Below are 19235 nucleotides of genomic sequence, written 5' to 3' on the forward strand. Positions count from 1 at the left end.
TCCTTCGCTGGTTCGGTTAGTGCATCGATGCGGCCGTCTGGCAGCCAAAGATGGCGGTCGCTGCTGTAGGCTGCATCACCATGCCTTGGTACAGAGCTGGCTGTGGCTTTGCCAGTCGCTCAGGATGGCGCGCACCAAGGGTGCCTTGAACATCAAGCCGGAGGCTCCAAAAGAGAAAACCCGCCGAGTGGCTGGTGTGTGGGGTGGATGCAGATTTCAGTGACTGCCAGGACAGGTGGCCGGTGATGCCATAAGCCTTGCGCTGAATTGGATTGGGGCGCGATCCTTCAGGGCTGATGGCAATCCTTGCCCCCAGGCCGTCCAGTGAGCAGAGTGCACCTTGCAGGTCCATGCCAGGCTCAGGTCCCGGAAACTGGAACTTCTGGCCGCAGTCGGTGCAATCGATGCGGATCTCGGCGTTGAAGCCAGTGATCGCGCCGCCTGGCTTATCCTCCAGGCGCGCAACACCAACTGATGTCGCTAAGTTCATGTGAGCGCATGTCACGGAAATCAAGAATAGTGAGATGGGTGCTGCTAAAAAAATGGGACACCGCCATGTAGGCGGTGGCTCAATGTGGCGCGGTGAGGATTTTAAGTATGAAGATTAAAAAAGAAGACTTGGCAAAATGGGAAACAGATGAGCCGGAATTAATGGTTGAGCCACTCTTTCTAAAGAAGAGAATCTCTGATTTAGAAAAGGCGTTGTTGATTAGCTTGCCAGATGAATATTTGGATTATATCCATCTGGTTGCGGATCAAGCATGTAGCCCACTGGATGAATTGGATAATTTTATAGCAATATATTATGGAATAACGAGGGTGGCTGTTATGGCTACATTGTCTTCTACAGATAGAGTAGTGAGCTCAACCAAATTATTGCAGGAGTCAGTGTATGATCACCGATCATTGCTACCTAATGGCTTAATTGCAATTGGTTCAGAATACGATGATGATGGCGACGCATATATTATTTATGATGTGAGGCCTGAATCTCCCACCTACAGAAATATATTTCATTGGAGATACTATGTAGATAATTTAATTGTGGGAGATGGATTGGGATTGTTGGCTCTATCGTTAAGAGATTTTTTACATAAACCGGCATTGGAAAGTGAGCTCTAATTTATTGGGCTTTGTTGCATAAATAGGCCCCCTGAGTCGGATAGCCTCGGGCGATGAATCAGTATTCGTCAACCAAGCCCCGCTACAGCAGCACCAGCTGGGCGCAATACAAAGCTGCACCCAAGGCTAGGGGCTCCGTGATCATCCGTCAACGTCTGCAACGATCGAGCGCTGATCGCAGTCTTTCAGGTACTCGCTGAATGCAACTGCTTCAGAGGCGGGTACATTGGCTGCCGGGATCTCCTGCACGGCCTCTGACAACACGCCACCGTAGTGAGCGAGTGGGTTCTTATCTTGCATCTTGGTGGCTCCCTGAATGAGAAAATCCCGCGATGGCGGGCTGGGGTGTTGTGGTGAAATTTGTCCGCAGTGCGTTGGGTTTGTTGACGCGGGTGCTTTATTTCATGTGCGCTGCACTTGCCTAGGGAGAGGAAGATGGGCAATCGTGAAGTAGATGGCTTTCATATATGGGCTGAAGCCAGTCAGCAGGGTGGCGAGTTGGCTGGAGCGTTCGTCTTGACGAAGGCTGTGAATGGCAAGGTTGGCACGAAGCGCTTCAGAGTGCTCACTGCGCACACTTTTACGTCATTGGAGGCAGCGCAAGCAGCACCAATCCAGAGGTCGTGCAAGCGATCGCATCAGTTTCCGACACTGCTTACCCAGTCCACTCGTTTACTGAATATGGGCGGTGTGTCCATGCCATTGGATTTGAAGGTGGAATCGGGGCTGCGATAGGTAGCAGACTCGAAGAGCGCCTGATTGTGGGAATTCCTCGAGTTGGCAAGGTCCGTTCAGTGGCTGGCGTTAGGTAGGGAAATTGAATGGCTCTTGTTGTCTGAGCCTTTTAAGCGGCAGGTCTGCTCCACAGCTGATGAGTTTCTACAGATATGTCTGGATAGGAAACCCCCGATACATGAACCCGATCACGCCCCGCATTCTTGGCTTGGTAAAGGAGTCGATCGGCCTCCTTCATGGCTTGCTCAAACTGGAGGGAGTTGGTGATCAATGAAATTCCGAAGCTCATGGTCAATTTGGGGCCAGTTGGAAGAACGGTATTCCTTGACCCGAGATCACGCTGGATTCGCTGCGCAATGAGTTCCGCATCTCCCAGCGTTATGTCTGCCAATAGCAGCACAAACTCCTCGCCACCGAACCGAGCAACCAGGTCGTGCTCTCGCACATTGTTTTGCAGAGTTGAGGCAACCAGTTGCAGCACCATATCGCCACGCTCGTGCCCCCAGGTGTCGTTGATGTGTTTGAAATGGTCTATGTCGCAGGCCAGCACTGCCATAGGATAGCGTCTCATGTCGGCGAGACGCTTCTGGGCATGTTCTTGAAAAGACCGGCGATTCAGGATTAGCGTCAAAGCATCAATGTCTCGTTCCATGCGCAGCTTGCCGACTGTTTCCTTCACGGCAATTGCGGCCATCACCACAGTGAAGAGCAACGAGAAATTCAGAATGCTCAGCAGCGTCAGGATCCAATAGGGTGACCTTGGCAGGGCTCGTAGATCCGTGTATCCCAGCAGCCAGATCAAGGCGGGCCGAGTGAAGGTGTAGGTGGTGAAGAGGATGCTTAGCCAGAGCAGCGATCTATCGAGCCAGTCAAATGAGTTTTTCTTCGAGTGGACCTGCAGGATGGGGAGCAGTAAAACAAGGCTGGAACCCACGCTGAAAGAGCTCACCCGAGCCCAGACATTTGGCGCGATCTGGCTGAATTGGTAGAGCGCAGCCAGGGTGACTATAGCAATGAGCAATGCTGCATGCGGTTGGGCGGATACACGCCAGCGCTCTGCCCAGCTTCTGGCAAGACACCACGCGCTCAGCAGATAGCAACTGCCGATCAGTAGTGCGTAGCGATTCAGCTCCTCCAGAGTAAGTAGAGTCTGTGCCCCGAGAGTCAGAGCAGTGAGTGAATAGGCGCAAGCCTGCCAAAGCAGAAAGCGCTGGGATCGTTGGACAAGCCAGGCAACGATCAATATGGTTGCCAGAACCAGTATCGCCAGCGAAGGCGTCAGGACCAGGATAAGGTCGTTATTCGCGAACATCTGACCATCGCCTCCTCGATCAAAGATCGAAACGGTTTAGCGTTGCCTGCTCCTCGATTGCAAAGCGACAGCCTTCGGCAGCTATTCGTACATCTTGGTGTGCGGCATCAAGAGCTATTGCAATGCCCAATGCCAGATCTGTGTCATCCGGATTCGAATTTGGAGAAGTAGACGCAGTCGATACTCATTTCCAAAAACAAATAAAACCCATTACTGTTGTGTCTTCGAAAGGATGTCAGTCAACTACTTACTTGACCTATTGCTATCCTTTCGAGGCTTGTCGTTGAGGCATTTTGTGGTCACTTCGCCCGATCCATTGGGCGCTCCTGTGTCGCGCGTTGTTTGGCAGACATCGGCCAGCTTGCAACGCATGCCGGAGAATACGCCGCGCAAGGTCGGATGGAGGAAGAATCGCGATGCGCAAGTGGTCAGTGATGTTGAGCATGGTTTTGGGGCTGGTCGCTGTAGGTTGGGCTCTATCGCGGGCTAGTGGCGGCGACGCGCGCGGCGAGCTCAATCCGGAAGACGAGGTGCACGCAGCTGACTCAACCATGTCGATTCGCGCCTTGGAGGTGATAAACGACAAAGTCAGCCCATCTCTGGCTTTGCCAGATGCCCAAGGGCGGCTGTGGGTGCTGCAGCAGTATGGCGGTGATCGTGTTTCGCGGCGCGAGCTGGACGGCAGCTGGGTTACTGTGGTGGGCACGGATGCGCCTGAAAGTGATAGTGGCCAAGCTCTGGATGCGAATGTTCAATCGCCTGATAGCATCGCTTGTACACCTGACGACACTCTGTATGTAGCGGACACAGGCAATCACGTTATCCGCGCAGTGGACCTGGAGACCGGGCGCATTCGCCGCGTAGCTGGTGATGGCAAAGAGGGCAACGCCGATTCGCTGGCCAAGCCGGAGTCTTTGCTACGAACGCCAGATGGTGCCTTATGGTTTATTGCAGGCCCGCATCGCTCACGCAAAGTCTATCGCCTGGAGACTGGAACCGGACGGCTTGATGTGGCTTATGACCCCAAGGAGGCGAGCCCCCAATGGGGTGGCAATGAAGGGGGCGACTACATGGCAGATCTAGCTGCAGATGTACAAGGGCGCATTTATGTCGCTGACAACGCGAATATGCGCCTGCTTCGGCTGGATGCATGGAGCGGCCCGCCTGCCAATCCACACACGCCTGCGGCCACTGTGCTGGCTGGCAATGGCACATTGGGCCTTCTGCAAACTGACCGCCTATCCACAAACAGCTCGCTCGGATACATCACCAGTTTGGCGCTGGATCCCGAAGGCCGAGTTTATGTATACGAGGCCTCCGTTGAGGGGCACTTAGCCAAGCTTGATTCCAGTACAGGTCGCTTTGTGACTGTGTTACCGCCCGAGACCTGGGTTAGGCTGCCTGACCAAGCGCCTATGCGCTTGAACCTGAGGCAGGCGCGCCTGCGCGTGGGGAACGAAGGAGTGCTGTATCTTGCCGATCGCTTGAACCATCGCGTACTGTTGCTGACACCGTGAATAGGCGTTGGTAAACGGTTCAAGGATCGCATGTGAAAGAGCGCAGCCGCTTGAGACGGGCGTTTTCAAGCTCTAGCTCCTTGATCCGTTTCGCGTCCGAGACGGTCATGGCGCTGAACTTGTTACGCCAGAGGTAGTAGCTGGTCTCAGAAAAACGGTGCCGGCTGCACAGCTCTGCCACTGGCAGTCCAGATTCCGCTTCTCGCAGGAAGCCAATGACCTGTTCTTCCGTAAATCTCTTTTTCACGTCCAATCTCCTGTCTTCGGGATGGGACTCCGGAGTCAGACACTACTCCAATCCGGAGGGCGTCGCTCCCATCAGGAAAAAATGATCCGCAGCGGTCAATAGTTCTGGTAGGTGCCTCCTTCAGACACTGCTCCATGTGTCGTCCAACCACTCGGCATGCATGCCCGGGCAGACGAGTTTGTCACGCAGGCTCTGGGTGAGGCCTTGCGGCTCATCGGCTTGAGCCTCTGGCACGGCCAGCCAGGCCAGTCTCCGCGTATATAGCAACGAGAAAGATCAGGCCTTCAAGTAGCTTTGTCATGGTTTTGCTTCGTAGTGCTTATGCAGAAAGCACAAGTAGCTTCAGTATTGATAGATGCTCGCGTCACATCGGCCATGCATCTGGCGTGAGCGTCATAACCACGGTCGCTCCGACTAGGCAAAAGAGGCCGACGTCAGTTGGCGCTCATTGCACAGCGACCGGCAGTTTTGTCGAGGCAGGAGTGCATGGAGTCTCCTGTAGGTAAAGAAAAAGCCCGCGAGCGGTTGCTGCGGGCTTGAATAAAGAGCCGGTGACCTTTCGGGTCGTGTCTGGGGAGGGGTCAGAAGGGGGAGGAGCAAACCCCCCAGGCCCGGCGTAACTGGTGGATTGCGTCGAATTCTGCATGACGCTTTTGGCGCAAACAAGACGAATTCTGCTTACCTAGAAGTGGTGATGTACGATCGGGCGCGACCACCGTTGCCACAACGCGGCTGCCGCGCCGTGCTCTTAGTTGACGTCAGCCCAGACGATTTTTTGAACTGCCGCACCTGCTTGAGTGGTCGCGCCGGATGGCCCTGCTAAAGCCCTGTGTGGGAAGGCACATGTATGTCAGCATGCTGGCTAAACGCTTACATCTCAAGATCTCCGGGCACAAAAAAGCCACCCGTAGGTAGCTTTGCTGGTGATTAGATAGGGCTACTGCTTGAAGTCCAGTCCTTGTTTGACGGCATCTCGCATACGCTGGTCCCGCTCATCCCCGGACATTGGTTTGCTATTGCGATCCTCGATCCTGGCCTCAGACTCGGTGAAGGCCGGCGGCTCCGAGCGTGTAACCTGCCCTTTAGGCATATATGAAGGCTGAGCCTGGAAGTAGAGAAATAGGGTGGCCACAGTGGCTGCAGCAACCCATAGCTTACGAAGCTTCCAGCTCAAGCCAAAGCCTATCGCAGCGATCAAGAGTGGGATCAGGTTGATGAGCAGGGTCATTTGCCAATGCTAACCATTGGAACGGCATCGCCCAGGGAGGTGGTGGGGAGCTGGCCATTCCACTTTTCAATCCAGGCGCGCTCATTTTCCAGCTTGCGCAGTTGCAGCACTCGCGCATCGACGGATTGAGCCAGTACGGACTGAGACATGGCTTCGGTTTCTGCCTTTTCCTTGTCAATCGCACGTTGCAGACGAGCTTCTTGCAATTCACGCTCTAGCTGAGCCTTGGAGATGGCCAACTGCGCTTCTTCCTTTTGGATAGCTTCGCGTCGTTCAGCAGCGGACTCCTGAGCATCTGTAATGATCTTTGGATATCGCAGGTTGGTAATGCCAACAAAGCGCACTGAGAAAGGTGTAAGTGCTTCAATGGCTTTGCCCAGTTGTACGCGCAAGTCAGAGTTGATTTTCTCGTTGCTCGAGGCGATTTCACTGATCGACAGTTTGCTCAAATATTCGCGCACCTCGGCTTGAATAATCTGGCTGGCATAGGTGCGATACACCTGCTCATTGGCGATCGTGGACACATAGTCCGAAACCTCTTTTGGCGCGACAGCATTAAAAAGCTCTGCCGTCTTTTTGGAGTTGATGCTCAAGGTTGCGCGAATGGTTACATCCAGGTTGAGCTTGTCTTCGGGGATAAAGATGCTCATGGACTCTTCATAGCCCTTGTCAGACACATCCAGCAAGACTAGTCGATCACAGTAGGCCCAACACTTGCCTAGACGGAACTTGGAGGTTGGGATCAGGTTGTCCTGATAGCCGTCTTTGGTCATGATCTTGCCAACGTGCGCAGGCGGAACCTCCACTTTTTGACCGCATGCTGCTAATACAAAGGCAGCAGCTACCGCTGCCAAACTGGTCTTGTGTTTCTTCAATAACTTCAAATCGAGCCGCCTCCTTCGCAGCTATAAAGGTGAGATTGAAACAAACTGCAGCTCTGTATGCAAGGCACTAGTTTGAAACCTGGATGTGTTTCGAATGACCCGCTTGGCCCTGCAGGGAAATGAATATGCATGCCGGTTAAACGCTCGCATCCCAAAATCTCCGGTTACAAAAAAGCCACCTCAAAGGTGGCTGGTCAAAGAAAGATCGCTCAGGGCAGGTAGTGGTTAATCAATGAAGCCAAGTTCACGCAGTGCTTCTGTTTCTTGGGTGTACTCAGCGTCCTCGATTAGCAGCACGCCGTCAGGCCCATACACATTGCGCTGGGGCGCTCCCATGGGTTGCTCGATGCGTTCGACTTTGTAGCCGTGCCGCTCCCATATCTCGGTGGTGTTGATGCGTGTCATTGGTTCACTTTACTCAAACTGACGCCTCACAAGCAAGGCTTTGGTTTTGACAACTGACGGAACAAAGGCTGGCGCAGAGGCGACTTTCGGATGCAGGTGAATGCTCGACACTGATCGCTGCACTTGATGAAAGCCGCATGGTATGTATATACAGCCGCTTTTTGCCATTTCTGAGGTCAGTGAGTTGCAGCAGGCCATGCATAGCATTGCTACCCGCTAGCATGATCAGACAAACCCCAAAGCCCTGGATCAAGACTCATGCGCCCTGATGTCGCTCAGGGGGCTGGCGCTGCTTGGGAGGTGACGGACCAGACTTTGTGTGGATCATCCTTACTGCGTGGGGACAGAGGAGATCGATTTCATTAGGTGCTTTCTGTATTCCGAAGTGGCAATCAGGTCGCAGATGTCACCATATCCCCTCTAGAGAGGGGTAGCAGCACGCGATGAAGTCAGTACGATCCTTGCTCACACTCAAAGGAGATGAATGCTCATGAAAGCAGCCCTGATGATCGTGGCCACATTGATGTCGGCAGGCATGGTTTTTTCTGCACATGCCGACGAGGCAAAAGCAGCCATAGCTTCAGGAACCATCAATATGGCCGCGAACATGAATGAACTTGCTTTGGCTTGTGGACACATGAGTTCCCAGGATGTGGAGACTGGCCGCATCAAGCAACGCGACGCGGCCATCAAGGATCTTGGTGTTGCTCCCGTCAGCTACGACAAGATCTATGCTGGTTACGCATCCGACTTCAAGAAGAAATGGGGCACCATGACCCCGGCAAAACAAAAAAGCATCTGTGATCAGATGAAGCGCTAGAAATCCCTTCGTGTCCCGCAATCAGGCCCACCTTGGAGGGCTTTATGCATGTTTTCAACTGCTGTGGAGGGGGCATCTCAATCGCCTTCCTCCAAAGGCATTGACGTTCTACCGACTGCAATGATCACGCCCCCGTCGCCGATGGGGAGTTCGTATTAGCCAATCCATAGCAGTGACAGGCCTGCACCTGTCACCATAGAGGCTAGTCCCAGGCTGATTCGTGTTCCGTATTTAAGCCCTCCGACGGCGAACGCCAGTACGGATTTGGCGATTGCGCTGGAAGCAAGAATCACAACCAATCCCCACTGAGCGATGGGCAAGGGCAAACTACCTGACGCAAAAAGCTGCCCTAAGCTAGCAGCCGCCGCATGCAGTTCGGCCAAAGCAGCAAATGCTGCCGCGACCAGCACGCCAGTGCTGCCAAAGATATGCTGGAGCCAGGCGCCGAGAACCAACATTAGCGCGATGGTGCCGGCAATCAGCAATGCCGTTGAAAGCTTAAATACCCGCTCGGTCTCAAATTCAGTTTGCGTGGCAGTTTTTTGTCGATTCAACAATCCTGTGGCTGCAGCCAACACAAGGCAGAGAGCTGCGACGAATAGAGGGAGTGCCATGGACAGCATCAGAGCTATGGATGTTGTCGAGAGAATCGCTATGAACAGGCATAGCGAGGCCAACTGAGCCAGCATGGCACAGCCAAAAGCCTGCGCCTGCTGATGTTCGTCGGACTTGGCCAGCTGGCCAAGGCTGGCTATAGCCGCAGTAGATGACACGAATCCGGAAAAGAATCCGGTCACAGGTAGGCCCCAGTGTGGGCCGAGCACTCGAGTCAGTATGTGTCCCAGCATACCGACAGCCATGAACAGCACGACCACTTTCCAAAGGGCCGTGAGGCTCAGCACACCCCATGGATCTATGGGCGCTTGCGGCAGCAGTGGCATCACGACCAGCGCCGCAGCGCCCAGCAGAAGGCCATCCCTCAACTCATTCTCTCTGAGTAACTCACGACTCCAGCGCTGTATTGGTCCTTTTGAATGCACCAGTAAGGCGCAAAGGATGCCCAGAGCTGCAGTCAAGGTAGGGCTCTTGTGCGATAGGGCGCCCAGAGTTAACGAAAAAAGCAGAGTCACTTCACTGGTCAGGCCTGGGTCATTGGGGGCTGATTGCCAGTAGGCAGCAACGGTCAGTGCCCCGACCAACAAAAGTACTGCAGCAAAGGGCAGCACGCCTAACCACCAGGCCGCGCAACCAAGCAACGCTGCTATGGCATGGGTACGTGTTCCAGCGATGCTTTCTTGTTCTCTCCCGCGACGCTCACTCACGAGACCGATAAGCAGACCGCAGCCTAAGGAGACTACCCAATGATCGACACCGGCCCAACTCAGCTGCATAAGTCTCAACCCCTCGATCTGAGCAAGGCTCCTCTACTTGATAGGACTGTAGCCTTGGCTGCTACTACGCAGCATAGTCGAGCATGAGATGGCGCCGCAAGCAGGAAGGGCTGGATCTTAAAACGCATAGATCTCATCTATCTCAGTTCCTTTGTGTGAAGGAGTGTGACAGAGGAGGAGCCAAGGCCGGGCGCTCCCTTAGTAGCCTTCAACCAAAGGCCTCCCCATCCCATCGAACCCAACATCACGCTCGTGATGTCGGGGTCGACTTCGATTGGGACTCCTCACAGCTCATTGGGCTTGCCGAAGGAGTTGACGTGATTGAACTGCCTTAGCTCATCCAGTGGCCGTTTGATGAGCTTGGGGTAGGCATTGTTGTGGGCCTTCCAGTGCCTCAGGACGGTTTGGCAAACACGCCTGTGGACGGTGTGGATCGGCGATTCATCGGTCATGGCACGATTGTCTCAGAGCGGGTTGTGGTGCCATGGCGTCCAACTGGAAATGGCCGGAAGCAGTCACATAGGCTTGCCGAAAGCAGATGCCTGACAAAAGCCGGCGTTGTTGTCCAACAAGCCCAGGCTTCAAGTTAATTGACGTGCAATTGACAAGCACTTACATCGATTTGGAAGGTTAATGGGGCCTATGCTCTACTCGCTGCGTGAGCTTTTCCTGACGCAACGGAATTCATGTTGAGTATTCGCGCCCCATACAAGAAGAAAGTCAGCTTCATTGACCAGCTGATAAATGGCTTAGTTGAAAGTCTTATCCAGTCTAGACAGCTGTTGCTAAAGACCGTTGCTGGGGTTGTATTTATAGCTTCAGTATTGATAGCAATCACTTGGCATAATTTGAACGAGTCGTATGACTATCACGTTCAGCGAGGAGTGGATGCAGCGGTTAACCAAGCTCGCGCGTTGAGCTACGAGTTAAACACCGAGATGAGGCTTATCGATAACGCTCTGGCGACGATTGCTCACGAATTCCAGGAGACTGGATCCAGCACGCGGGAGTTTGAGAATGCCGTTGTCAATCAGCGCGCCTTGCTGCCTTTCTCCAAGGCTGTGCGCGTGGTTGATGAAGCTGGCATGGTTCGCCTGGGCCTTCTGCCTGGCGAGCATCCGTTTTCGATCAATGAGCGGGAGTACTTCGGTACCCTAAAGCGCTCCGATCAAATGGTGATCTCGGAGCCATTGATCAGCCACTCCTTCCAGGAATGGAGCGTGGTCCTGAGTCGCAAGCTGGAGGCTCCCGATGGGACGTTCAAGGGCGCAGTCTTTGTGGTTTTGGAGGTCGAGCATTTCCGCAAACTGTTTGAGAAGTTGACTCCTGGTGAAGATAGCGCAACCACTTTGCGCTCTGCCGAGGGCCGCTTAGTGGCACGTTACTCCGCTGCGGATCCCACATCGACGGCAGGTATTGGCGGCACTTTGACATCATTGGCGCTCAAAGAAACGCGACGACTCAACCCAGAGCATGGCTGGTACGTCACGCCTACTGCGCTGGACGGCATCGAGCGAATCACTGCCTACCAAAGTCTGTCGACACCCTATTCGCTGACGGTGTATACAGGTATTAGTACTGAAAGCTACCTTCAGCCTTGGCGCAACGAAGCCGTGGCCGTTTGGAGTTTGACCGCATTTTGTGTGTTGCTTATGGCGCTTGGTGCAGGGAGCTTGTTTGTGCATCAGCAGCGAGAACTGGCTGCCAAACTCCAGAACGCACAGTTGCTGAAAGAGCAAAACTTCTTTGTGGAGAACGACCTGATCGGCATGATTAAGGTCCGTGATCGGAAAATTCTCTGGGCCAACAAGGCCATGGCACGCATGTTGGGCAAGCGCGTTTCCGAGTTACTTCAGCAATCCAAACGCTGCATCTACCCTGACAACGAGACATATGAACGGATGGGGAGACTGTCCAGTGAGGCTCTCGGCCACAACAGGCGTTTCCGTGCCGAGGTGCAACTGCAGCATTGCAACGGGCACGCATTCTGGGTTGATGCCAATGCAGCGCAGATCACTGATACTGATTCAGTGTGGATTTTCGTAAATGTAGAAGTTCACAAAAAGCGCCAGCAAGAGATTGAGTACCAAGCAACGCATGATGCCTTGACGGGCCTCGCCAATCGTCGCTTCATCAACAAGCAAATGCAGCAATTCATCGCGCTTGCAGATCGAGACCAAGGCACAGTTGCAGTATGCTTTATAGACTTGGATGGCTTTAAGAGTGTGAACGACACCTTCGGGCACGATGCAGGTGACATCGTGCTGAAGACAGTCGCCGAACGATTAACAAATGCAGTGCGCCCCCATGACTGTGTAGCCCGGTTGGGGGGCGACGAATTCGTGGTGGTGTTGACTGGGCGAAACAATCACGAGAATGCCGTGCAAACCATGCAGCGCTGTCTGGACATGGTGCAGATTCCGATTGTGGTTGAAGACGGTCATACCGCAATGGTCGGGTGCAGCATTGGCATTGCCTACTATGGGAGTGGAAAAGAGTCCTGCGATTCGTTGTTAGAGCGTGCTGATGAGGCTATGTACCTGGCAAAGAACGCAGGCAAAGGCCGCATCATCGAATCGGCTTGTGAACAAGCGAGTGAGAGCACATTCGATCATCAGGCAGTTACTGCTTAGCTTACGAGAATGAAGAACAAAAGCGCCTCTTGACTTAGAGGGATATAGAGGAGCTTTATGGCTAATCTTTGGCGCATGTTTCTGTAGCTGCTCTGGTTCGATCACTGCCTTGCGCTAGGCTGTCAAGAAGGTGCAGCGGAACGCTTCTGCTTTGCAGTGCCTAGCTTGAAACACACAACGTCCTCGATGGTGATCACAAGCAGCTATCTGGGGTGGGGTTTCTTCCGACGTTCCCCCGGATTTGAGTAGCGTCTGACTCTGGAGTCCCATCCCGAAGACAGGAGATTGGACTTGAAAAAGAGATTTACAGAAGAACAGATCATTGGCTTCCTGCGGGAATCTGGACTGCCTGCATTATTTGTAGAAGTTCCGATCTGATCTGACAGTTGCTCCCGTTTCGGACGGTACGGCTGTCAGATTAATTCAGGAGGGCTTGCATCTTCTCGAGATCGCCCCCTGAGTCCCCGGATACAGTCCATCGTTTCTTTTTCACATAGGCAGGCGTTCACAGGGATGCGAAGAACTTTCCCGTCGAGCGCTGGATACGGGGCTGGCTCTCTTGATCCCCATCTCACAATGAGCTTCTTGGGCTGCTTACGGTATTTCGTCAGCTGCGAACTGGTGGCGACGACTCATTGCTGCCGTGCAATCGTTACCAGCAGATGTCTCCTGTGCAGCGATTGCCGCTGCTCGTAGTCGCAACGCGTCCTAACGGTCACCGTCCCATACCGGCCATCCGAGCATCGACGCGGGGGACAGCCCAATGACGGGTTTAGGGTGTGCAGCGGACAAAGACCATCAAGTGGCGGGCAGATAGGTCGCTGGATGCCCGCTGTCATGTCGAGCGAACAGGAGCTTGCGACCCGCTGCAGTCGTTCGAGCCTCGGCGGCAAATGTCTGCTGCGCAGCGGTTGCTGCCGCTCATGGCAGCAGGGCGAACTGCCGATCACCGTCTCATAGCGGTCATTCAGAGCTCCAAGACAGTCGCCTCTCCAAAGACTGCTTTCATGTCAGCTGCAGCCTCTCGCTAACAGGCTGTCCCTGTGGATGCTGGAAGTCCGCAAGACCGGCTCACGAATTGGTGCTGTCGACCCGTTGCTGTCGTTCGTGCCTCGTCAGCAAATGCCTACTTTGCAGCGATTGCCCAATGACGGGTTTCAGGTGTGCAGGGGACAGCGACCATCAAGTGCAGGCAGATAGGTCGCTGGATGTCCGCAGTCACATCGTGCGAACAGGAGCTTGCGACCCGTTGCCGTCAACTGAGCTTTGACAACCGATGCCTGGTATGCGGCGATTGCTGCGGCTCAAGGCTGCATCGTGACTTATCGGTCACCCATCAGCAGTCAAGATCATGAGCGTGACGAGGACACGCCTATCATAGGCTAGGCCATAAAAAACGATGCCCCCTGGGGAGCATCGCTTCCTTGTTGCTGATCTTGGCAGGGATAGCTTTGGGGTCGAGGATATTGATTGTGCCGTACCGACGACTCACGGCTCAAGCCGCTCAAGCGTTCTCCAGGACGCTCCCTAACGTCCATGAAATGTACCAGTGAGCCGGATGACGGTCATATCAGCACTCAAATTTGAGAGAGGGCCTCCTTATCCTTCTCGAAGCCTTGGGAAGCGGCCGTATTTTTAGTTTGGGCCTGTCGGAGGTTTCCGGGGGACATCAAGCGATGCGAGCCAACCGCAGATCCGGCCAACCGACTACTGCCTTCGCTCGCATCGTGGGCCTGTAGCTTGAAGCCGGCCACCACTTCGGCCAACTGGTTCGCCTGCTGCTGCAACGACTGCGCTGCTGCCGTGGCCTGCTCCACCAGCGCGGCGTTCTGCTGCGTGCTCTGGTCCATCTGGGTAACGGCGCTGCCGACCTCGGCAATGCCCCGGCTTTGCTCCTGGCTGGCATTGCTGATCTCGGCCACGATGGCCGTGACGCGGTTGACACTGTCCACCACGTCCCGCATGGTGGTGCCCGCCGCATTCACTAGGCGGCTGCCCGTGCTGACTTGGCTCACGGAATCGTCGATCAACGTCTTGATTTCCTTGGCAGCCTCTGCCGAACGCTGCGCCAGTTGACGTACTTCGGATGCCACCACGGCAAAGCCGCGGCCTTGCTCGCCGGCGCGCGCGGCCTCCACAGCCGCATTCAGCGCCAGGATGTTGGTCTGGAAGGCAATGGAGTCAATGACCTGGATGATGTCCACGATACGTCGCGCCGAGGCCTCGATGCCGCCCATGGTCTGCACCACCTGGCCCACCACGGCGCCGCCTTGAGTGGCCACTTCGGAGGCGTTGCTCGCCAGCTCGCTGGCTTGGCGCGCGCTGGCCGCGTTCTGCTGAACAGTGGCAGTGAGCTGCTCCATAGCGGCAGCGGTCTCTTCAAGCGAGCTGGCCTGCTGCTCGGTGCGCGAGGACAGATCTTGGTTGCCGCTGGCGATCTCGCTGGTAGCAATCCGCACTGACTCCGAGGATTGGCGGATGCGCAGCAGCACGGCGGCTATCTTGTCTGTGAAATGGTTAAAGGCAGTGGCGATCTGGGTCAGTTCGTCCTTGCCCGCGGTATCCAGGCGCCGCGTTAGATCGCCTTCACCCGAGGCAATATCCTCCAATGCATCGCGCACGACTAAGAGACGGCGCAGTAGACGGTTCACGCTGGCCGACAGCAGCGCCACGGCCACCACCACACAAAGCGCCGCGATCAGCATCTCCATCTGCAGCAGCTTGCGTGCGGCGGCCGTAGCCTCGGTCTTGTCCACGGCCACGCCCAGCAACCAGGGCGTGCCCTCCACTCGGGACGCATAGACCAGCTGCGTTGCGCCATTCACGTCCACTTCGGCACTGCCGCCGTCCTGGGCCAGTTTCTGCAGCAGCCCGCCATCAAGCTGCGGCGCGATGCCGGTGGAGGGCTTCATGACCAGTCCCGCCTTGGCATAGGCCAGGATGTTGGACTGCCCGTCCAGCAGGAAGGCAAAGCTCTGGCCCGTGGCGTGGATGGAGTTCACCTTGCGCGTCACGGTATCCAGATGCATGTCCGTGCCAACCACGGCGGTGTACTGGCCGGCCGGCCCTACGGGCTCGACGAAGCTGATCGTCAGCTTGCCGGTGCTGGCATCAATGTAGGGAGGTGTCACACTTGGCTTGCCTGCCTGCACGGCCTGCTTGTACCAGGGGCGCTCCGTACCGACATAGTTCTCTGGCATGGGGTGGGAGAACACATGGGCACCGCTGGCGTATACGAAATAGGTGTCGTCGAAATCGCCGGCCTGCTTGGCCGCCAATAGAAAGGGCACGGGCTCCTGCTTACCCACTGCCTGCTGCAGCGAGCTGGTGATGCGCTGCTTGTCTCGCACCCACTCGGCCAGATCATTGGCATGCAGCTTCGTGAGCTGGCTTATGCGCTCGTTGAGCGAGCGCTCGGTACTGCTACGCACCGAGAAAAAGGTGGAGAGCGCCAGGGCAAGCAGTGAGAGTGTGGTGATGGCTACACAGATACCGATCAGGCGAGCGCGCAGGCTGTTTAACATGAAAACTTTCCACAAAGCGTAATAATTTGTGGGAAGTCAATGTACCTTGATTCAGGTAATGAAAATTTCTTCGCGAGGGAGGAAATTTCCCTAAGGCCTTTTAATTGATCTCTTGGCAGCTGCGTTATCAGTCACGTCACTCATAGACATGCACTGACGACAAGAGGCAGACCGCAGGATTAAGTGGCAGCAAGTCGAACTGGCTGCAGCCCACAAGAGCATTGTGAAGGGGCCGTTCAGGACAGGCGGTCTTCAACGACCGATGTTGGCGGTTGCTGCCGTTCAGGTACTGGACAGCGAATGGCTCGGTTTAGCCAGACGCAGTCAGCGTCAGGAACACGTCTGAGGTCTACTTCTGGCCGAAAGTACCAGTTTGGCCCAGCGCCGCATTGCAGCCGTTGAAGACGGCCACCCGGCCGCAGTTTCCGGTGTGGCCGTCAGCGGCAACATCAAATCTCCGTCTGTTCAGAGATCTCGAGGGCATCGTCGACCTCAATGCCCAAGTACCTCACTGTCGACTCCAGCTTAGAGTGGCCGAGCAGTAACTGCACAGCGCGCAGGTTCTTGGTGCGGCGGTAGATCAGTGTCGCCTTTGTCCTGCGCATCGAGTGTGTCCCGTACTCCATGCGGTCCAGGCCTAGCTCGTCAACCCAGTGACCGAGGATTCGGGCGTACTGCCGTGTCCCTAGATGTGGAGATTTGTGTAGTCTGCTCGGAAACAAGAAGTCCTCTGATTTCAGCCCAGCTAGCTTGATCCAGGCTTGCAAGGCGTCACGGGCAGCCTGCGTGATCTCGAACTGCACTGGACGCTGAGTCTTGTGCTGCATGACGACCGCGCGCGATGCCACCTGGTCGCCGTGGCATACATCCCGAACCTTGAGGGCGACGAGGTCGCATCCTCGCAGCTTGCTATCGATGCCTAAGTTGAAGAGAGCAAGCTCGCGCACCCGGCCTTCCATCTGGAGCCTTACGCGCAGCGCCCAGATGTCCTTGAGCTTGAACGGAGCCTTCTGCCCGACGATCTTGCCCTTGTTCCACGGCTCGCGATAAGCGGTATTACCTGTAGATCCCATGATGGTCTCCCATCGAGTTGAGGGGCACACAGGATGCGCGGGCTTCGACTCGCCTGAGCGACTAGTGATGCTCGGCTGCCATAGCCTTATGACTGTCAGCTTCCTGGCATAGCCATGAACTCAACATCTCGGCCAGAAGCTGTCGTCAGGTACGTAGCCATGAACGGCAGGTCAAGACTGATAGGAGCCATTCACAGTCTGGTACCTAAACGGCAGCAACTGCCCATACCAGACGTCGAATGTTGCCTGGCCCGAACGACTGCTTCCCCCTTGGGGGCAGTCGTTCAATTACTTGGTTCGGCGCTAAACAGGCCTAAGTGTTGCTCCTACACGTGGCTCAGCAGGTTCGCGGCCGCCACATTTCAGAGCCTCAAATCTCGCTTTAGAACGTTTCCCAATCAACGTCTGTCTTCCCTGTGGAGCGATGAGTGCCTTCAATCGGAGCTGGGCGACGCTCGACAGTTGACTTGATCGATTCGAGGGGCTCTTGAAGCGGCTTTGATAAGTTTGCCGCTGTTTTTTGCTTCGTCACACTTGTCTGTGTCGTCGCCGCAGTAGAGCCGCTTCCCTGCATTTGTTCCGACAGCTTAAAGACGGCGACCGCTTCGACCAAGGACCGAGCTTGGTGGTTAAGGCTGCTGGCCGCTGCCGCCATTTCCTCGACTAGCGCTGCGTTCTGTTGGGTGGTTTGGTCCATTTGTGTGACTGCCTCACCAACCTGTGCGACCCCTTGGCTTTGCTCTTGGCTTGCTGCACTGATTTCACCCATGATGTCGGTGACTCGACCGATGGCAGAGACTACGTCGGTCATCGTCCTACCGGCCTTGTCCACCAGCAGCGAGCCCTGTTCGACACGCTCGACGCTGGTTGTTATTAATGTCTTGATTTCTTTGGCAGCCTCCGCCGACCGTCCGGCAAGTGCCCGTACTTCGCTGGCCACCACAGCAAACCCTCGGCCTTGCTCGCCGGCGCGGGCAGCCTCGACTGCTGCGTTTAATGCCAGTATGTTTGTTTGAAAGGCAATACTGTCGATGACACTGATGATGTCGGCGATTTTGTTGCTGCTCTCATCGATGCTTTTCATGGTCGCGACGACCTGGTCAACCACTTTGCCTCCCTCAATTGCCACGACAGACGCACTCTTGGCCATCTGGTTTGCCTGAGTGGCGTGTTCCGCATTCTGCTTAACGGTTGATCCCAGTTGCTCCATGGACGCAGCAGTCTGCTCCAAAGCGCTTGCTTGTTCTTCGGTTCTTCCGGACAGATCATTGTTGCCTGCAGCAATCTGAGCGCTGGCAGCCGCAACACCCTGCGCGTTGGAACGCACAGATGTCACTGTCGTTACCAAGCTGTGTTGCATGCGTTCTAGGGCGCCAAGCAGAAGACCCATTTCGTCTTTCGACGTGGCGGAAATTGAGGCGCTTAGATCCCCGCTAGCCACGCGGTTTGCAACTTGCACAGCCTGTGCCAAAGGGCGAGTAATCGAGCGAACAATCGCCAAGGCTAAGAAAACGGCAATCACTGTAGCAATTGCACCCGTGACCAGGACCTCCCATACCAGTTGGTCCGCAGCCGTCTCCGCCTGTTGGCTGGACTTTTCCGCTCGCTGGGTTTGATCTGCGAGCAGCTCGTGAATGACCTGCTGATACTCAAGCTGAGTCGGACGTAGCTTGGCCTCAAGCATGGCCAATGCCTCGTCATGCCGGCTCCCGTCCACGAGCGCAATGAACTCGTCACCTTGCTCAAGGAACTTTGCTCGATGCACTAGCAGACGCTCCAATAGAGATTTGCCTTTTTCGGAGCTAATCAGTTGGGTTAATGTCCTGACCTGTTCCGCGATAGAGGTGCGAGCATCGCGAATCTTCGTGTGAGCTGAGTCTCTGATATCTCCTGATTGGAACAACACCAAGTTTCGAAACTGGATGGCCTGCTCATTGGTCCCATCAAGAATGGTGTTTAGCGAGCGGCTGAGAGGAATTCGCCTCTCAGTGATCTCGTCGAGCGCGGAGCGCTGGATCGAGGAACCAAAGAGTGCAACGCCGCCTAGAACAGCAAGGAGCACGACCATCAAAGCGAATGAGATGGTAAGTCGGGTGGAGATTTTGAAGCGTTCCATGTTGTGCGATTTTTCTGTTGACGACTGTTATGCCTGCACCGCATTGGATTTTGTGCTTCCTGGTTACAAACAACTTACACATTGCAAGAAGGTTGATGCGGATCAAGAAAAAAGAGGCTGGATCGCTTCGTAGTCAGTGAATGCTCAATCGCGCGCTTCGCTATGCCTACCGTGGTCCTACCGGACTTTCCAAGGCGGGTAGGCATCCCAGGCCTATCTTTGGACTAC

The 19235-nt window shown here is 55.1% G+C and carries 14 protein-coding genes and 2 pseudogenes; 4 read left to right on the top strand and 12 right to left on the bottom strand.

All coding sequences use genetic code 11. From position 1 onward, the window contains the following. Positions 1–16: 16 nt before the first annotated feature. Positions 17–514 (bottom strand): hypothetical protein, encoded by a 498-nt coding sequence (locus NOX35_RS08570; RefSeq protein WP_256496347.1) that lies wholly within the window; start codon positions 512–514, stop codon positions 17–19. A gap of 83 nt (positions 515–597) precedes the next feature. On the opposite strand from NOX35_RS08570, the gene NOX35_RS08575 reads away from it, so the two are divergent. Next, positions 598–1122, top strand: coding sequence for an SMI1/KNR4 family protein (locus NOX35_RS08575; protein ID WP_256496348.1), 525 nt, complete (start codon positions 598–600; stop codon positions 1120–1122). A gap of 141 nt (positions 1123–1263) precedes the next feature. On the opposite strand, the gene NOX35_RS08580 is transcribed toward NOX35_RS08575, so the two are convergent. Both NOX35_RS08580 and NOX35_RS08585 read right to left on the bottom strand, forming a co-directional pair. Beyond that, complete coding sequence (locus tag NOX35_RS08580) at positions 1264–1422, bottom strand: hypothetical protein (RefSeq protein WP_182286344.1); 159 nt, start codon at positions 1420–1422, stop codon at positions 1264–1266. A gap of 544 nt (positions 1423–1966) precedes the next feature. Next, positions 1967–3169, bottom strand: a complete 1203-nt coding sequence (locus NOX35_RS08585; protein ID WP_182286345.1) for a diguanylate cyclase — start codon at positions 3167–3169, stop codon at positions 1967–1969. 416 nt (positions 3170–3585) lie between these two features. On the opposite strand from NOX35_RS08585, the gene NOX35_RS08590 reads away from it, so the two are divergent. Continuing rightward, complete coding sequence (locus tag NOX35_RS08590; RefSeq protein WP_256496349.1) at positions 3586–4686, top strand: hypothetical protein; 1101 nt, start codon at positions 3586–3588, stop codon at positions 4684–4686. Between the two features lie 43 nt (positions 4687–4729). Here the strand turns inward: NOX35_RS08590 and NOX35_RS08595 are convergent. From NOX35_RS08595 to NOX35_RS08610, 4 genes and pseudogenes are all read right to left on the bottom strand, one after another. Beyond that, a pseudogene (locus NOX35_RS08595) lies at positions 4730–4933 on the bottom strand (transposase); the annotation flags it as partial. 937 nt (positions 4934–5870) lie between these two features. Continuing rightward, complete coding sequence (locus tag NOX35_RS08600) at positions 5871–6161, bottom strand: hypothetical protein (RefSeq protein ID WP_182286347.1); 291 nt, start codon at positions 6159–6161, stop codon at positions 5871–5873. After that, the gene (locus NOX35_RS08605) at positions 6158–7045 is read right to left on the bottom strand and encodes an SPFH domain-containing protein (protein WP_218894969.1); all 888 of its coding nucleotides are present in this window, start codon (positions 7043–7045) and stop codon (positions 6158–6160) included. Before NOX35_RS08605 ends, NOX35_RS08600 begins: the two co-directional genes overlap by 4 nt. Before the next feature lie 225 nt (positions 7046–7270). Beyond that, on the bottom strand, positions 7271–7450 hold the full coding sequence (locus NOX35_RS08610) for a hypothetical protein (RefSeq protein WP_034407284.1): 180 nt from the start codon (positions 7448–7450) through the stop codon (positions 7271–7273). Positions 7451–7940: 490 nt separating this feature from the next. Between NOX35_RS08610 and NOX35_RS08615 the strand changes: the two genes are divergently transcribed. After that, positions 7941–8270 carry a hypothetical protein gene (locus NOX35_RS08615; protein ID WP_182286348.1) on the top strand — a complete coding sequence of 110 codons (330 nt, stop codon included), beginning with the start codon at positions 7941–7943 and terminating at the stop codon, positions 8268–8270. Between the two features lie 155 nt (positions 8271–8425). On the opposite strand, the gene NOX35_RS08620 is transcribed toward NOX35_RS08615, so the two are convergent. Continuing rightward, a complete protein-coding gene (locus NOX35_RS08620) occupies positions 8426–9661 on the bottom strand; it encodes a DUF4010 domain-containing protein (RefSeq protein WP_182286349.1) in 1236 nt (411 codons plus the stop codon). A 198-nt stretch (positions 9662–9859) separates the two neighbouring features. After that, positions 9860–10113, bottom strand: a pseudogene (locus NOX35_RS08625) (hypothetical protein). Positions 10114–10347: 234 nt separating this feature from the next. Here NOX35_RS08625 and NOX35_RS08630 point away from each other — a divergent pair. Further along, positions 10348–12294 carry a diguanylate cyclase domain-containing protein gene (locus NOX35_RS08630; protein ID WP_256496351.1) on the top strand — a complete coding sequence of 649 codons (1947 nt, stop codon included), beginning with the start codon at positions 10348–10350 and terminating at the stop codon, positions 12292–12294. A 1577-nt stretch (positions 12295–13871) separates the two neighbouring features. Here NOX35_RS08630 and NOX35_RS08635 read toward each other — a convergent pair. The 3 genes from NOX35_RS08635 to NOX35_RS08645 all read right to left on the bottom strand — a co-directional run bounded on the left by NOX35_RS08635 (position 13872) and on the right by NOX35_RS08645 (position 19007). Next, positions 13872–15818, bottom strand: coding sequence for a methyl-accepting chemotaxis protein (locus tag NOX35_RS08635; RefSeq protein ID WP_256496352.1), 1947 nt, complete (start codon positions 15816–15818; stop codon positions 13872–13874). 449 nt (positions 15819–16267) lie between these two features. Further along, a complete protein-coding gene (locus NOX35_RS08640; protein ID WP_182286354.1) occupies positions 16268–16891 on the bottom strand; it encodes a tyrosine-type recombinase/integrase in 624 nt (207 codons plus the stop codon). A gap of 382 nt (positions 16892–17273) precedes the next feature. Beyond that, positions 17274–19007: a methyl-accepting chemotaxis protein gene (locus NOX35_RS08645; protein WP_256496353.1), complete on the bottom strand. Its 1734-nt coding sequence runs from the start codon at positions 19005–19007 to the stop codon at positions 17274–17276. Between the last annotated feature and the right edge of the window lie 228 nt (positions 19008–19235).

The organism is Comamonas sp. C11 (assembly GCF_024496285.1).
GTDB classification, from domain to species: Bacteria; Pseudomonadota; Gammaproteobacteria; order Burkholderiales; family Burkholderiaceae_C; genus Comamonas; species Comamonas testosteroni_F.

What these genes read in the sequence shown, in the direction of transcription:
- NOX35_RS08575 (WP_256496348.1), top strand. Translation starts at nt 598, where the DNA reads ATGAAGATTAAAAAAGAAGACTTGGCAAAATGGGAAACAGATGAGCCG.
- NOX35_RS08580 (WP_182286344.1), bottom strand. Translation starts at nt 1,422, where the DNA reads ATGCAAGATAAGAACCCACTCGCTCACTACGGTGGCGTGTTGTCAGAG.
- NOX35_RS08585 (WP_182286345.1), bottom strand. Translation starts at nt 3,169, where the DNA reads ATGTTCGCGAATAACGACCTTATCCTGGTCCTGACGCCTTCGCTGGCG.
- NOX35_RS08590 (WP_256496349.1), top strand. Translation starts at nt 3,586, where the DNA reads ATGCGCAAGTGGTCAGTGATGTTGAGCATGGTTTTGGGGCTGGTCGCT.
- NOX35_RS08600 (WP_182286347.1), bottom strand. Translation starts at nt 6,161, where the DNA reads ATGACCCTGCTCATCAACCTGATCCCACTCTTGATCGCTGCGATAGGC.
- NOX35_RS08610 (WP_034407284.1), bottom strand. Translation starts at nt 7,450, where the DNA reads ATGACACGCATCAACACCACCGAGATATGGGAGCGGCACGGCTACAAA.
- NOX35_RS08615 (WP_182286348.1), top strand. Translation starts at nt 7,941, where the DNA reads ATGAAAGCAGCCCTGATGATCGTGGCCACATTGATGTCGGCAGGCATG.
- NOX35_RS08620 (WP_182286349.1), bottom strand. Translation starts at nt 9,661, where the DNA reads ATGCAGCTGAGTTGGGCCGGTGTCGATCATTGGGTAGTCTCCTTAGGC.
- NOX35_RS08630 (WP_256496351.1), top strand. Translation starts at nt 10,348, where the DNA reads ATGTTGAGTATTCGCGCCCCATACAAGAAGAAAGTCAGCTTCATTGAC.
- NOX35_RS08635 (WP_256496352.1), bottom strand. Translation starts at nt 15,818, where the DNA reads ATGTTAAACAGCCTGCGCGCTCGCCTGATCGGTATCTGTGTAGCCATC.
- NOX35_RS08640 (WP_182286354.1), bottom strand. Translation starts at nt 16,891, where the DNA reads ATGGGATCTACAGGTAATACCGCTTATCGCGAGCCGTGGAACAAGGGC.
- NOX35_RS08645 (WP_256496353.1), bottom strand. Translation starts at nt 19,007, where the DNA reads ATGGAACGCTTCAAAATCTCCACCCGACTTACCATCTCATTCGCTTTG.